Source organism: Streptomyces sp. NPDC001709, from assembly GCF_053596375.1.
On record NZ_JBSFGB010000023.1, the window covers coordinates 15,019 to 28,180 of the forward strand.

General features: G+C 71.2%; 14 protein-coding genes. 6 read left to right on the forward strand and 8 right to left on the reverse strand.

Annotated elements, in window-relative coordinates; translation table 11 throughout:
- The first annotated feature begins 8 nt into the window (after positions 1-8).
- Both ACWC0C_RS29630 and ACWC0C_RS29635 read left to right on the forward strand, forming a co-directional pair.
- On the forward strand, positions 9-374 hold the full coding sequence (locus ACWC0C_RS29630) for a hypothetical protein (RefSeq protein WP_450867051.1): 366 nt from the start codon (positions 9-11) through the stop codon (positions 372-374).
- Between the two features lie 470 nt (positions 375-844).
- Positions 845-1,102, forward strand: a complete 258-nt coding sequence (locus tag ACWC0C_RS29635) for a hypothetical protein (RefSeq protein ID WP_450867052.1) — start codon at positions 845-847, stop codon at positions 1,100-1,102.
- A 49-nt stretch (positions 1,103-1,151) separates the two neighbouring features.
- Here the strand turns inward: ACWC0C_RS29635 and ACWC0C_RS29640 are convergent, their stop codons facing one another.
- Positions 1,152-1,436 carry a hypothetical protein gene (locus ACWC0C_RS29640; RefSeq protein ID WP_450867054.1) on the reverse strand — a complete coding sequence of 95 codons (285 nt, stop codon included), beginning with the start codon at positions 1,434-1,436 and terminating at the stop codon, positions 1,152-1,154.
- 146 nt (positions 1,437-1,582) lie between these two features.
- Between ACWC0C_RS29640 and ACWC0C_RS29645 the strand changes: the two genes are divergently transcribed.
- Positions 1,583-1,795 carry a hypothetical protein gene (locus ACWC0C_RS29645; protein ID WP_450867055.1) on the forward strand — a complete coding sequence of 71 codons (213 nt, stop codon included), beginning with the start codon at positions 1,583-1,585 and terminating at the stop codon, positions 1,793-1,795.
- Here the strand turns inward: ACWC0C_RS29645 and ACWC0C_RS29650 are convergent.
- Complete coding sequence (locus ACWC0C_RS29650; RefSeq protein WP_450867056.1) at positions 1,785-3,476, reverse strand: recombinase family protein; 1,692 nt, start codon at positions 3,474-3,476, stop codon at positions 1,785-1,787. The genes ACWC0C_RS29645 and ACWC0C_RS29650 overlap by 11 nt on opposite strands.
- Before the next feature lie 56 nt (positions 3,477-3,532).
- Here ACWC0C_RS29650 and ACWC0C_RS29655 point away from each other — a divergent pair, with 56 nt between their 5' ends.
- Complete coding sequence (locus ACWC0C_RS29655; RefSeq protein WP_450867058.1) at positions 3,533-4,255, forward strand: MerR family transcriptional regulator; 723 nt, start codon at positions 3,533-3,535, stop codon at positions 4,253-4,255.
- 7 nt (positions 4,256-4,262) lie between these two features.
- On the opposite strand, the gene ACWC0C_RS29660 is transcribed toward ACWC0C_RS29655, so the two are convergent.
- Genes ACWC0C_RS29660 through ACWC0C_RS29670 form a run of 3 tightly spaced genes read right to left on the reverse strand, consistent with a single transcriptional unit; the run spans position 4,263 to position 8,930 of the window.
- Complete coding sequence (locus ACWC0C_RS29660; RefSeq protein ID WP_450867060.1) at positions 4,263-6,464, reverse strand: 3-hydroxyacyl-CoA dehydrogenase NAD-binding domain-containing protein; 2,202 nt, start codon at positions 6,462-6,464, stop codon at positions 4,263-4,265.
- A gap of 50 nt (positions 6,465-6,514) precedes the next feature.
- A complete protein-coding gene (locus ACWC0C_RS29665) occupies positions 6,515-7,729 on the reverse strand; it encodes an acetyl-CoA C-acetyltransferase (RefSeq protein ID WP_449199592.1) in 1,215 nt (404 codons plus the stop codon).
- A 43-nt stretch (positions 7,730-7,772) separates the two neighbouring features.
- A complete protein-coding gene (locus ACWC0C_RS29670) occupies positions 7,773-8,930 on the reverse strand; it encodes a CaiB/BaiF CoA transferase family protein (RefSeq protein ID WP_450867061.1) in 1,158 nt (385 codons plus the stop codon).
- A gap of 325 nt (positions 8,931-9,255) precedes the next feature.
- Between ACWC0C_RS29670 and ACWC0C_RS29675 the strand changes: the two genes are divergently transcribed.
- Positions 9,256-10,455 carry a saccharopine dehydrogenase family protein gene (locus tag ACWC0C_RS29675; protein WP_450867062.1) on the forward strand — a complete coding sequence of 400 codons (1,200 nt, stop codon included), beginning with the start codon at positions 9,256-9,258 and terminating at the stop codon, positions 10,453-10,455.
- A gap of 116 nt (positions 10,456-10,571) precedes the next feature.
- A complete protein-coding gene (locus ACWC0C_RS29680; protein ID WP_450867064.1) occupies positions 10,572-10,760 on the forward strand; it encodes a hypothetical protein in 189 nt (62 codons plus the stop codon).
- An 8-nt stretch (positions 10,761-10,768) separates the two neighbouring features.
- Here ACWC0C_RS29680 and ACWC0C_RS29685 read toward each other — a convergent pair whose 3' ends face one another.
- The 3 genes from ACWC0C_RS29685 to ACWC0C_RS29695 form a co-directional block, all read right to left on the reverse strand.
- Positions 10,769-11,464, reverse strand: coding sequence for an endonuclease V (locus ACWC0C_RS29685; protein ID WP_450867066.1), 696 nt, complete (start codon positions 11,462-11,464; stop codon positions 10,769-10,771).
- 107 nt (positions 11,465-11,571) lie between these two features.
- Positions 11,572-11,904 (reverse strand): plasmid stabilization protein, encoded by a 333-nt coding sequence (locus tag ACWC0C_RS29690; RefSeq protein ID WP_450867189.1) that lies wholly within the window; start codon positions 11,902-11,904, stop codon positions 11,572-11,574.
- Between the two features lie 60 nt (positions 11,905-11,964).
- Positions 11,965-13,032 carry an oxidoreductase gene (locus tag ACWC0C_RS29695; protein ID WP_450867067.1) on the reverse strand — a complete coding sequence of 356 codons (1,068 nt, stop codon included), beginning with the start codon at positions 13,030-13,032 and terminating at the stop codon, positions 11,965-11,967.
- Positions 13,033-13,162 lie beyond the last annotated feature (130 nt).

A 13,162-nucleotide genomic window follows, 5' to 3' on the forward strand; every position in this document is an offset into this window, starting at 1 on the left:
GGTGTGGCATGTCGCAGATTGAGGGCGCGCGACTGTTCCGTGAGGCGTGGATCGCGGGCGTTCACCAGCATTACCCGGGCGAACCGAAGCCGGGATACGTGACGCCGTGGGAGGACACCCCACAGTGGGAACGCGAGGCCGCAGGTGCCGTCTACGAGCAGGTGCGCCAGTTCCTCGAACTGAGTGCCGGTCACGCCTCCCGACTGTCCCGCGAGCAGAAGGGCCGATTCGTCGCCACCTGCTGGACAGCACAGATGTACCGGCACTTCGAAGACCCGAAGCCCGGATACGTAGCCGACTGGCCCGACCTGCCGAAGTGGCAGCAAGAGACGGACGCGGACATCTTCGAGGAGATCGAGAAGGCGGCCGGCTAGCCGACCCCCGAACCACCACGGCGGCCCGCCCCCATCCCGGGGCGGGCCGCTGTCGTGTCCGGGGCCCAGCCGCGCGACGATTTGCCCCTATTTACGCGTGACACCGATCACAAGCCCCAGTGCCTCATTAAGAACACCCGAACGAGTCGTTGTCCCACCTGCGGCGATTCGACATCACCGCAGGTGGGAGGGGTGATTGGCACCGTGAAATCGGGCGTTCGTCGCCACGTTCGCTTTTGGTCGACCGTAGGTGGCCGTTCCCGCAGGTAGACGCCCCGCGGCAGCTCGAAACGCCTCGCTGCTTGCAGCTTCCAAGTGGGCTTTGTTTGCGCGGTGTTGGATCCGTAGGTGCAGCTCAGATGCGGTGTACTGGGCCATGCACAGCGAAGGGCCGCCCCTGCCAGGACGGCCCCTCAACCCCCTGTGCGGCAACCCTCTTCAAGATCGTCAAGCACGTGGAGGTACCCCCAATGTCTCACGACGAGACCTCACACCCGATTCTGCGGGTAGTCCTTCCGCCCGCTCCGGCCGGTGAATCGGCGAGCGGCGGAACACTCGCCAGGATCGAGCGGCCCGCGCCGGTCGTCGCCTGGGTCGTCACCCTCAGCCTGATCGAGGCCGCCCACATGATGGGGCTCATCCCGCCCGGTCCGGCATCGACGGCCGCCGGTGGCGTGATCACCGTCGGCGCGCTCCGGCTCCTGTGGCTGTACTGCGTCCGCCGCTGACCCCTGCGGCGCCATGACGGCCCGTCTCCACCCTAGGGGCGGGCCGTCCTCATGCGACCGGCGCAACGTCCGGCGCCCCTACCGAAAGCGTCACGACATCGGACGGGACCGGCGCGGGCTCCGGCTCGACCGGCGCGACGTCGGCCGCCGTGACGCGCGCCTCCCACCGCCAGCGGCTGGCTGCTGTCGCCACCGCCGCCGGCGGCACGTGATGCGCGTACGCGACAGCTTCGTACGGCTCTGCCCAGGTCCGCATCCGCAGCCACGTGCCCAGCCACAGCCAGCAATCCACCGGCTCACCGTCGATACGCGGCGGTATGCGGTGGTCTGTCATGGCCTCAGCATGCCCCGCGCTGCACTCCAGTGCACCCAAGTTGCGGCAGATGGCAGTGAGTTGAGGCAGGTCAGGGATAGGCTGCCGCCGGTACGACCACGGCACCCACCGCGCGCGGGGCATGCGCGCAGAATCACGGGTGTCGTATGTCTATGGACGATCGGCGGCTGATCGCCGACGAGGAGACCGCCGAGCGCATCGCGAAGGCGCGCGGCGGCGACCTGTACGACCGCCTGTTCCCCCCGCGCCGTGCCCTGTCACTCCCAGCCCTCGAAGCCGCCTACGCCGAAGGCCTGCTCAGCGATCAGGACATGGCCGCGATCTTCCTAGAAGTCCACGACGCTCCCCCTACAGCCTGACTTTCGCCGGCGCCTTCGCGAATCGTCCCGCCTTCACAGCTTCGAGGTACATCACCTTGCTGACGTTGTGCAGGGCGATCGGGGGCCGGGCAGTCTCGACAGGGGGAAGACCGCGCAGGTTCTCCGCCATCTCGCGCAGTCCGCCCAGCCTCACGGCCACCCCCGGAGCGCCGCCCTGATGGCCGTTGCGCCACAGCACCAGGCGCACCCCCGAGCTGTACAGGAACTCACGGCGGCCGGGGGTCTCCATGGCCGTCCAGGCAGCCCCGAGGGTGCGGCCGGTCGATTCGTACCAGACGCGGGGCGGCCGAACCGGTTCGGCCCGCAGCCTGGCGATACGACTGGAAATGCTGCCGGACATCCGGAAGAAGGACTCTCGCAGCACATCATCATCAAATCGCCCTGCCTCGAAGTCGGCTTCCAGCAGCTTCAGCCGGCGGGTGAGGTCTTCGATCTCGCGCGTCGGGTCGTTCCCCTCTTCCTGCATGCGCATCACCTCAGGAAGTTCACCGACCTCCCCGAGAATGGTGCCGCCGTAGAAGCCTTCGAGTTCCTCGGCGCGGATTGCCGCCGGTGCGGGACAGGGGATTCCCAGCCCTGGCGCAGTGCACCGGTAATACCGGTAGACGGCAAGCCGGCCGCTCTTGAGGTGCCGCCGGTGCTGCTGGTGGTAGATGGAGGAGCCGCAGCCCTGGCAGCAGCCGATCCCCGACGCCTCCCCCGCCGTGCCGGTGTGGACGATCGTCCGGGGCCGTGAGCGGGCGTCCAGTGCCCGCACCGTGCGTCTCCATTCGGCGTCGCTCAGGATCGGGTGTTCCGTCAGCATCGCCGGTTCACCATTGGGGAGGCGGTGGATCTGCCCGTCGGTCACCAGGTAGCCGGCAATGGCAGGTGAGCGAAGGATGGCCGTGAGAACCCCGGCCTTCCACTTCGTCCCCTTCGGCTCAGGCGCGGTGACAGGCCCTCCCCGCGCTGCCTGCGCCTCCCGCTTGATCTGCCTCTGCCGATCCCGCCACGTAAGCGCACGGGCCTCGTTCAACTCCAGAGTGAGGAGGTGCGCCGCCGCACCGGCCCACACGCGCTCGGCCTGCGCCCGCAGCAGGCCCCGGAAGACGCGCTCGGCGACCAGGACCGCATGAGCGTCCTCGTGGGGCCTTTCCGCGAGATATCCAGCGGGAGTTTGGCCACCTCCGTAATAGCTGTTATCTCGGAGCCATTTACGGGTGTCCGCACACCGGATGCGGATTTTCCGCAATTCTTCGGCGGCCTGGGTGGCTTTCGCGTATGCGACAAGTCGGCCGGTTGGGGTGGCAATGTCGAATGACGGGTCATCAAGGATGACTAGGTATTTCGAATGGGTCAGGATGAGGTGGACGAATGCAAAGAAATGCATATCGTCACGGCCCAATCTGTCCTGCGTCGTGACAGCCATGACGTCCCACTGGGCGAGCCCCTCAGGCGTGAGCCACGGGCCGAGCTGCGGGCGCTCGGCCGGGTCCAGCGCACCGGACACCGACTGGTCCGTGACCTCGCCAGCTGTCACCCAATCGTGTGATCTCTGACACGACCGCAGCTGCTGAATCTGGCGAGGGATCGACGTCGAACGATCATCCTGCTTGGAAACCCTGGCCATCAGAAGGGCCCGCATCCCGGGCTTCAGTTCGCTGTTTGTGCTGGTCACAGCCCAACCCCCTTGATCTCTACTCATGCGGTAGCGCGACAGCGATACTGCTGCACATGACGACCGATGCCGGGGACACGCCCCTCACCATCGACGAGCTGGCCGCCCGGACGGGCGTCACGGTCCGCACCGTCCGCTTCTACGGCAGCAAGGGCCTGCTGCCGCCGCCGGTGCTGGGCCCGCGCCGGGTCGGGCACTACGGGCCGGAGCATGTGGCGCGGCTGGCCCTCATCGAGGAGTTGCAGCGGCAGGGCATGACCCTGTCGGCGATCGAGCGGTACCTGAGCCGGCTGCCCGCCGACCTCAGCCCGCACGACCTGGCCATTCACCGTGCGGTCGTCGCGTCCTGGGCTCCGGACGCGGTGGACACGGTGTCACTGCGGGAACTGGAGCGGCGGGCCGGACGCCCGCTCGCCCCCGAGGACCTGGAGCGGCTGGCGGCGATGAACGTCGTCATGACGGCGGACGGCGACGCAGCCGACGGCGGCACCTTCCGTGTCGACTCCGGGCTGCTCCGGCTCGGGGTGCAGCTGCTGGACGTACCACTGTCGCAGGAGGCGATCCTCGCGGCGCGCAAGGTGCTCGTCGAGCACTCGCGCGCCGCGGCTCACGAGCTCTCCCAGCTCTTCCGCGGCGAGGTGGCGGAGCGTGACGCCCGGGACGTGAGGTCCCTGTCGGCGCACATGCACCCCCTGGTGGTGCAGGCGCTGCTGACGACGTTCCAGCGATCGCTGCGGGAAGAGCTGAGCGAGTGGGTCACCGGGTCGGGAACGGACTGAGTCCGGATCAGGCACCGGCCGAGTCGGCGAACGGCTCCCCCCTCTCGGCCTTCTCCACGAGCAGCGCGGGCGGGGTGAAGCGCTCGCCGTAGGTCTCGGCGAGCTCCCGCGCGCGGGCCACGAACCCGGGCAGGCCGGTGCCTCCCCCGGCGCCGCCGTCGTAGCCGTTGATGTACTGCAGGACGCCGCCGGTCCAGCCGGGGAAGCCGATGCCGAAGATCGAGCCGATGTTGGCGTCGGCGACCGAGGTCAGGACGCCCTCCTCGAGGAGGCGCACGGTGTCGAGCGCCTCGGAGAAGAGCATCCGTTCCTGCATGTCCCGGAACGGGATCTCGTGTCCCGGCTTGGTGAAGTGCTCACGCAGGCCCGGCCAGAGTCCGGCCCGCTTGCCGTCCTCGGTGTAGTCGTAGAAGCCGGCGCCGCCGCTGCGGCCCGGGCGGCCGAACTCGTCGACCATGCGGTCGATGACCGCCTCCGCCGGGTGCGCGGCCCAGGTGCCGCCCGCCTCCTCCACGGCCCGCCTCGTCTCCTTGCGGATCTTGCGCGGGAGGGTGAGGGTCAGCTCGTCCATGAGGGAGAGGACCTTGGCCGGGTAGCCGGCCTGGGCGGCGGCCTGCTCCACGGAGGCGGGCTCGATGCCCTCGCCGACCATGGCGACACCCTCGTTGATGAAGTGGCCGATCACGCGGGAGGTGAAGAAGCCGCGCGAGTCGTTCACGACGATCGGCGTCTTGTTGATCTGCCGGACCAGGTCGAAGGCCCGGGCGAGGGCCTCGTCGCCGGTGCGGTCCCCCTTGATGATCTCCACCAGCGGCATCTTGTCGACCGGTGAGAAGAAGTGCAGCCCGATGAAGTCGGCCTGGCGCTCCACGCCCTCGGCGAGAGTGGTGATGGGCAGGGTGGAGGTGTTGGAGCACAGCAGTGCGTCGGGCGCGACGACGGACTCGATCTCCTGGAACACCTTGTGCTTGAGCGTGGTGTCCTCGAAGACGGCCTCGATCACCGCGTCGCAGCCCGCGAGGTCGGCCACGTCGGCGGTGGGCGTGATCCGGGCGAGCAGTGCGTCCGCCTTCTCCTGGCTGGTACGGCCCTTGGCCACGGCCCTGGCACACAGCTTCTCGGAGTAGCCCTTGCCCTTGGCGGCCGCTTCCGGGGAGACGTCCTTCAGGACGACGTCGATGCCCGCGCGGGCGCAGGAGTACGCGATGCCCGCGCCCATCATGCCGGCGCCGAGGACGGCGACCTTGCGGACCTGGCGGGGCTCGATGCCCTTGGGGCGGTTGGCGCCGGAGTTGACGGCCTGGAGGTCGAAGAAGAACGCCTGGATCATGTTCTTGGCGGTCTGCCCGGTGACCAGCTCGGTGAAGTAGCGGGTCTCGATGGTGATCGCGGTCTCGAAGTCGACCTGGGAGCCCTCGACGGCGGCGGCCATGATGTTGCGCGGGGCCGGGTAGGGGGCGCCGTTGGTCTGCTTGCGCAGATTGGCCGGGAACGCGGGCAGGTTGGCGGCGAACTTCGGGTTGGCGGGGGTGCCACCGGGGATCTTGTAGCCGGGCAGGTCCCAGGGCTGGTGCGACTCGGGGTGGGCGTCGATGAAGGCGCGGGCCTTGGCCAGCATCTCCTCCCCGGTGGCGGCCACCTCGTGGATCAGGCCGTTCTCCAGGGCGCGGCGGGGGTTGTACTGGGTGCCCTGGAGCAGCACCTTCAACAGCGCGTCGGTGATGCCCATCAGGCGTACGGTGCGGGTGACGCCGCCGCCCGCGGGCAGCAGGCCGAGCGTGACCTCGGGCAGGCCGATCTTGGAGCCGGGGGCGTCGAGGGCGATGCGGTGGTGGGAGGCGAGCGCGATCTCGTAACCGCCGCCGAGGGCCGCGCCGTTGATGGCGGCGACGACCGGCTTGCCGAGGGTCTCGATGCGGCGCAGCGCGTTCTTGATCTCGGTGGCGGTGTCGAAGACCTGCTGGGCGTCCTCGGGACCGGCCTTGATCATGTCCTTGAGGTCGCCGCCCGCGAAGAAGGTCTTCTTGGCGGAGGTGTAGATGATGCCGCGGATGGAGTCCTTCTCGGCCTCCGCGCGCGCGGCGATCGCCGTGATGGAGGCGCGGAACGCCTGGTTCATGGTGTTCGCGGACTGGTTGGGGTCGTCCAGGACGAGGGTGACGACACCGGTGTCGTCCTGCTCCCAGCGGATGGTGGTGCTCTCGGTCATGACAGTCGTCTCCGTTGAGGTCTCGGAAGTCTCGTGATTCCGCGGGGAGTTCAGATGCGCTCGACGATGGTGGCGATGCCCATGCCGCCGCCGACGCACAGGGTGGCGAGGCCGTAGCGCTTGTCCTGGCGCTCCAGTTCGTCCACGAGGGTGCCGAGGATCATCGCGCCGGTGGCGCCGAGCGGGTGGCCGAGGGCGATGGCGCCGCCGTTGACGTTGACCTTGTCCAGGGACAGGCCCATGTCCTTGACGAAGCGGAGCACGACCGCGGCGAACGCCTCGTTGATCTCGACCAGGTCGATGTCGTCGATGGTGAGGCCGGCCTTCGCCAGGGCCTTGCGGGTGGCGGGGGCGGGCCCGGTGAGCATGATGGTCGGCTCGGAGCCGGAGACGGCGGCGGAGACGATCCGCGCGCGGGGGGTGAGGCCGTAGCGCTCGCCGACCTCCTGGGAGCCGATCGCGACGAGCGAGGCGCCGTCCACGATGCCGGAGGAGTTGCCCGCGTGGTGGACGTGGTCGATCTTCTCCACCCAGTGGTACTTCTGCAGCGCGACGGCGTCGAAGCCGCCCAGCTCGCCGATGTCCGCGAAGGACGGCTTGAGCTTCGCGAGGGAGTCGGCGGTGGTGCCGGGGCGCGGGTGCTCGTCGTGGTCGAGGACGACCAGGCCGCTGCGGTCCTTCACGGGGACCACCGAGCGGTCGAAGCGGCCCTCCTTCCAGGCGGTGGCGGCGCGCTCCTGGGACAGGGCCGCGTACTCGTCGACGTCCCGGCGGGAGAAGCCCTCGATGGTGGCGATCAGGTCGGCGCCGATGCCCTGCGGTACGAAGTTGACGGCGAGGTTGGTCATCGGGTCGTTGAACCAGGCGCCGCCGTCGGAGGCCATCGGCACCCGGGACATGGACTCCACGCCGCCCGCGAGGACCAGGTCCTCCCAGCCGGACCGGACCTTGGCCGCGGCCAGGTTGACGGCCTCCAGGCCCGAGGCACAGAAGCGGTTCTCCTGCACGCCCGCGACCGTGTCCGGCAGTCCGGCGGCGATCGCGGCGATCCGGGCGATGTCGGAGCCCTGGTCGCCGACCGGCCCGACGACACCGAGCACGATGTCGTCGACGGCGGCCGGGTCGAGGCCGGGGAAGCGGTCGCGGATCTCGTGGATCAGTCCGACCACCAGGTCGATGGGCTTCGTGCCGTGCAGGGCGCCATTCGCCTTGCCGCGGCCGCGCGGGGTGCGGATCGCGTCGTACACGTACGCTTCGGTGCTCACTGGTGTGCCTTTCGGGAGGGTGGGCCGAGCGGGGTGGGCGGGGTCAGTCGGCGTCGGTGACCGGGTCGTTCACCGGTGCGGGTATGCCCCAGTCCCGCGCCACCGTCTCCGTGTCCGCGCCCGGCAGGGCCGGGCCGGTGCGGACGGAGGTGGGGGTCGCGGAGAAGCGGGGCGCGGGGGCGGGCTGGATGATGCCGGCGTGGTCGGTGAAGGTGCCGCGGGCGGCGAGGTGCGGGTGGTGCGGGGCCTCGCGCAGGGACAGCACGGGGGCCACACAGGCGTCGGTCCCCTCGAAGACCGCCGTCCACTCGTCCCGGGTGCGGGACTTGAAGCGGGCGGCGACGCGTTCCCGCAGCTCGTCCCAGCGCGTGATGTCCTTGTGGGCCGGTGCCAGGTCGTCCAGGCCGAGCAGGCGCAGGAACTCCTCGTAGAACCGCCCTTCCAGGGCACCGACCGCCATGTACCGACCGTCGGCGGTCTCGTAGGTGCCGTAGTAGGGACAGCCGCCGTCCAGGAGGTTGGCGGCGCGCCGGTCCTGCCAGCCGCCGGCCGCCAGCATGCCGTGGATCATCGCGGACAGATGGGCCGTACCGTCGACGATGGCGGCGTCGACGACCTGCCCGGTGCCGGTCACGCGCGCGTGGTGCAGTGCGGCGAGGACACCGACGACGAGGTAGAGCGAACCGCCCGCGTAGTCGCCCAGCAGGTTCGCGGGGAAGACCGGGGGCTCGTCCGGGCGGCCGGTCATGCCGAGGGTGCCGGTGAGCGCGATGTAGGCCACGTCGTGCCCCGCGCGGTCGGCGAGCGGTCCGTCCTGACCCCAGCCGGTCATACGGCCGTAGACCAGGCGGGGGTTGCGGACGTGGCAGTCCCCGGGGCCGATGCCGAGCCGCTCGGCGACGCCCGGGCGGTAGCCCTCGATGAGGATGTCGGCGCGCCCGGCGAGGTCCAGCACGCGCGCGGGGCCGTCCGGTGCCTTCAGGTCGACCACGACCGAGCGCTTGTTGCGGTTGGTCACGTCGTACGCGGGATCGACTCCGAGGCCGGGGCCGCCCGGCCGGTCCACCCGGACCACGTCCGCGCCCAGGTCGGCCAGGAGCATGGCGGCGAACGGGCCCGGCCCGATGCCGGCCAGCTCGACCACGCGCACACCGGAGAGCGGACCGCTCCCCGGCTGCGCCGGTGTCCCTGCCATCGTCATGCGTCCGTCCCCCAGGCATGTGTGTGACACAACTGATGTAACACCGGTGATGCTAAGAACGCGTTCCACCGGACACAAGACCCAACGAGCAAGCGCTTAGCCAAGTGCCCGAGACCGCCCCGATCACCCGGGAGAGTGAGAGGCGGATGCGCCGCGAGCTGCGCCGAGTGCGCTAGGAGGCGCGTGCGCCGGGTTCGGCTATAAGACGTTTCGGGGCGTTCCTGGCTGCGGCCACCACTGCCTCCGGGCTGCTCGTCGTCGCTCGCTCCCCTCACGCTAGCCTCAGCCACCGACAGCGGCGCGAGCTGCGGGACCAAGGGGTGTCATGAGCAGGCTGAACAGGGCGGACCGTCCCTACGACCTCGTGCTCTTCGGAGCCACCGGCTTCGTCGGCGCCCTCACGGCGGAGTATCTCGCCGCGCACGCACCGAAGGACCTGCGCTGGGCGGTGGCCGGCCGCGACGAGCGCAGGCTGGAGCGGCTGCGCGAACGCCTGCCCGGCGGCGCGGACGTCGTTGTCCTGCGGGCCGACGTGACCGAACCCGCAAGCCTGCGCGTCCTCGCCGAGCACGCACGCGTGGTGGCCACGACCGTCGGGCCGTACGTGCTGTACGGCGAGGAACTGGTCGCCGCCTGCGCGGACACCGGCACCGACTACCTGGACCTGTCCGGCGAGCCCGAGTTCGTGGACCTGATGTACGTCCGGCACGACACGCGCGCGCGGGAGACGGGCTCCCGTCTGGTGCACGCGTGCGGCTTCGACTCCGTGCCCCACGACCTGGGCGTGTACTTCACGGTCGGGCAGCTGCCGGAGGGCGTGCCGCTGACCGTGGACGGATACGTGACCGCCGACGCGGCCTTCTCCGGCGGCACCCTGGCCTCGGCGCTGAACCAGTTCGCCCGCGGCCGGCAGCTGCTGGCCGCCGCGCGCGAACGGGGGCGGCACGAACCTCGGCTGCTCGGGCGCCGGGTCACGGCGCCGACGGGGGCACCCCGGTTCGCCAAGGAGGTCGGCGCGTGGGCGCTGCCGCTGCCGACCCTCGACCCGGAGATCGTGCGCCGCTCGGCGAGGACGCTGGAGCGGTACGGCCCCGACTTCCGCTACCGGCACTACGCGGCGGTGCGGCGCCTGCCGGTCGCCCTCGGCGGGGTCGCCGCCGTCGGCACGGTCCTGGCGGCCGCCCAACTGCCGCCCGCTCGGCGCTGGTTGTCGGGGCGGCTGCGGCCGGGGGACGGGCCGAGCGCGGAGAGGCGGGCCAGGAGCCGGTTCACGGTGCGGTTCGTCGGCGAGGGCGGCGGACAGCGGGTGTTCACGGAGGTCTCCGGCGGCGACCCCGGCTACGACGAGACGGCCAAGATGTTCGCCGAGGCGGCCCTGTGCCTGGCCTTCGACGACCTTCCGCCGACGGCCGGGCAGGTCACCACGGCGCAGGCGATGGGCGACGCCCTCACCGAGCGGCTGCGCACCGCGGGCATCACCTTCAGGGTGGCCTCCGCCGGCCCCGGTGCCTCCTCCCCGGTTTGAGACTTGCGTACCCGAGAGCACACAGGCACCTGCGCCGTTCGCCTCGAAAGTTTCACAGGGTCTTTCAATGAAACGATGGAGCCCCAGGCCGCAGAGCCGAAGGAGGCGGGCAAGGCATGAAATTCGTGCTCGAAGTGACCGTGGACGAGGGCGCGTCGGCGCAGGACCGCGCCGGTGAGCTGGGGCGCATCCTGCGCTACTGGGGCGGGAATCTCCGCCACTACGCCCTCGAACCCGGGGACGGCTCGGCCGTGTTCGACTCGGCGTATCAGGAGGTCGGCGCCTGGCGTATCGACGCCTCCTGAGGGCTTCCTCAGACGCCCTGAGCCGCCTCCTGAAGAGCCCGGCGGCACAGGGCGTCCGCCCGGCGCGTGGTCTCCGGGAGCCGGTAGCGCGGGGTCAGGGCCAGGGTGTGGGCCAGGGCGTTGTCCAGGCCCACCCGGTGGCCGACGGAGACGAAGACCGGTTTGACGCCGTCCCTGGTGCGCAGCGCTCGGCCGACCTCCTCGGTTCCCGCGAGCAGCGGAGCGGAGCAGCCGCGCTGCGGACCGGGGTCGTCGTAGGTGAAGGTGAACGGGTTCTTGGCGACACCGATGACCGGAAGGCCGGTGAGCACGCCGAGGTGGCTCGCGAGACCGAAGCGGCGCGGATGCGCCAGGCCGTAGCCGTCGCAGACGACCAGGCCGGGCGGGCACGGCAGCCGGTCCAGGGCGGCCAGGACGGCAGGGATCTCACGGAAGGCGAGAAGGCCGGGCACGTACGGGAAGGAGACCCGGCCGACGGCCGTCGCCTCGGCCACCACGTCCAGGGTGGCGGCGTCCAGCACGACGGCCGCCGCGGCGACCAGGTCGAGCTCGTCGTCGTAGGCGACGTCGACCCCGGTGACACGGGCCGCCCCGGGCTCCGGTCCGCGCTCGTCGCGCACCACCCGTCCGCGCAGCTCGTCCTGCACCGCGCGGGCCTCGTCCTCGGTCGCGGGCCAGCCCGCGGGTACGCCAACGGTCGTCATGGTGACGTCGACTGTACGGGCCCGGCGGCGGCGTGCCGGATGCGGGGTGGGGTCGTCCTCGCCGTCGCCGACGATCGCGCCCGGATCACTCGGCCGATCGTTCCTGCCTATCCCTTCCTGGCGTTCAGCGCGCGCTGCAGCTGGCCCTTGTTCATGTGCGAACGGCCCTCGATGCCGCGCTGCCTCGCCTCGTTGTACAGCTGGTCGTAGGTCGGGCCCTGAGAGCCCTTCCCGGACCGCTCGCCTCCGCGCTGACCGGACGACTTGTCCTGGGTCGAGGTGCGGCTCGCGGTCCTGGACTCGCCGGAACGGGCACGTTCCTTGTTCACGGTCCGCGCGGCGATCTCCTTGGCGCGCTCGGTGCTCTCGCCCCGGTCCTGCGCGCTCTTCTTGATGTGCTCGTACTGACGCTCGCGCTTGGAGCTGGAACCGGCGGGCATCATCGCTCCCTTCCTCTCGCTCCCCGTGCGCAACGAGTACCCGGGTTCCCGCCGCTCACCTCAGCGTTCCAGCCGGGCCACCCGCCCCTGCTCACCGGCCGCCCAGCAGCTGAGGTCGGGCGTGCAGTCCACGGTGTCGTACGAGCCGGTGTCGATCGTGCGCCAGGTGCGGCCGGCGTCCGTGGTGAGGTCGGTGCCGGTGGGGCCGACGGCGAGCGCGGCGGTACGGCTGTGCGGCAGCCAGGCGGCCCCGGAACGGTAGGCGGGCGGCGGCGTGGTGGCCGGCGTCCAGGTGCGGCCGCCGTCGGCGGTGACGGCGGCGGCCTGCGGCGAGGACTGGTCGGGGCGGTAGTCGCCGCCGACGGCGAGACCGTGGGACCGGTCGCGGAAGGCGAGCGCGAAGACGCCTTTGGCGGCATCGCCGGCCGGGACCGGCGTGTCGGCGGCCGTCCAGGTCAGTCCGCGGTCGGCGGAGTGCAGCACGCGCGCGTGGGCGCCGCCGCCGGTGGCCAGCCAGACGTCCTTCGGGCCCGAGGTGACCAGACACTGGCCGCTCGCCGCGAAGCCGGCCTCGCCGTCCAGGGCGGGCGGCATACCGGCCGAGGGCAGCACCCGCCAGGAGCGGCCGCCGTCACTCGTGGACAGGATGCGGAACCTTCCGTCCACGGGGTCGCTCATCGCCAGGCCGTGCCGGCGGTCGAAGAAGGCCAGGCAGTCGTAGAACGCCTTCGGGTCGGTGTTGCGGAAGGACTCCGTCCAGGTCGCTCCGCCGTCGTCGGTGCGGTACGCGCGGGACGCCTCGCCCTCGCCGATGGCCAGCACCACCGCGCGCCGCGCGTCGAACGCCTCGACGTCCCGGAACTGCAGATCGGCCGCACCCGGCGGAGAGACGTTCCGCCAGCTCGCCCCGCCGTCCGTGGTGCGCAGCACCGTGCCGCCGGTACCGGCCAGCCAGGCCGTGTGCCGGTCGACGGCCGCCAGTCCCCGGAAGCGGACCTGCGGGGTGCCCGGGTCCTTCGGCGCCCAGTGCGGGCTCCCCTGCCCGAGGGGCCCTGCCTGTGCCGCCGGGACGGTCAGCGCGGCCAGCGCCGCCCCGCACGCCACCCCCGCCGCCATCAGCCTGCCCATGCGTCCTCTGCGTCGCGTGTTCACCGAGCGCCTCATGGCGGGCGAAGCTAGCCCACCGGCCCGGCGCCGTCCAGAGGCCAACTGCCCGTCGGCGCGGGCGGAAACAGCGGTCTTTCGCCGTGCATGAATG

Coding starts and splice junctions, on each gene's coding strand:
- ACWC0C_RS29630 (WP_450867051.1), top strand. CDS start 9: ATGTCGCAGATTGAGGGCGCGCGACTGTTCCGTGAGGCGTGGATCGCG.
- ACWC0C_RS29635 (WP_450867052.1), top strand. CDS start 845: ATGTCTCACGACGAGACCTCACACCCGATTCTGCGGGTAGTCCTTCCG.
- ACWC0C_RS29640 (WP_450867054.1), bottom strand. CDS start 1,436: ATGACAGACCACCGCATACCGCCGCGTATCGACGGTGAGCCGGTGGAT.
- ACWC0C_RS29645 (WP_450867055.1), top strand. CDS start 1,583: ATGTCTATGGACGATCGGCGGCTGATCGCCGACGAGGAGACCGCCGAG.
- ACWC0C_RS29655 (WP_450867058.1), top strand. CDS start 3,533: ATGACGACCGATGCCGGGGACACGCCCCTCACCATCGACGAGCTGGCC.
- ACWC0C_RS29660 (WP_450867060.1), bottom strand. CDS start 6,464: ATGACCGAGAGCACCACCATCCGCTGGGAGCAGGACGACACCGGTGTC.
- ACWC0C_RS29670 (WP_450867061.1), bottom strand. CDS start 8,930: ATGACGATGGCAGGGACACCGGCGCAGCCGGGGAGCGGTCCGCTCTCC.
- ACWC0C_RS29675 (WP_450867062.1), top strand. CDS start 9,256: ATGAGCAGGCTGAACAGGGCGGACCGTCCCTACGACCTCGTGCTCTTC.
- ACWC0C_RS29680 (WP_450867064.1), top strand. CDS start 10,572: ATGAAATTCGTGCTCGAAGTGACCGTGGACGAGGGCGCGTCGGCGCAG.
- ACWC0C_RS29685 (WP_450867066.1), bottom strand. CDS start 11,464: ATGACGACCGTTGGCGTACCCGCGGGCTGGCCCGCGACCGAGGACGAG.
- ACWC0C_RS29690 (WP_450867189.1), bottom strand. CDS start 11,904: ATGCCCGCCGGTTCCAGCTCCAAGCGCGAGCGTCAGTACGAGCACATC.
- ACWC0C_RS29695 (WP_450867067.1), bottom strand. CDS start 13,032: ATGGGCAGGCTGATGGCGGCGGGGGTGGCGTGCGGGGCGGCGCTGGCC.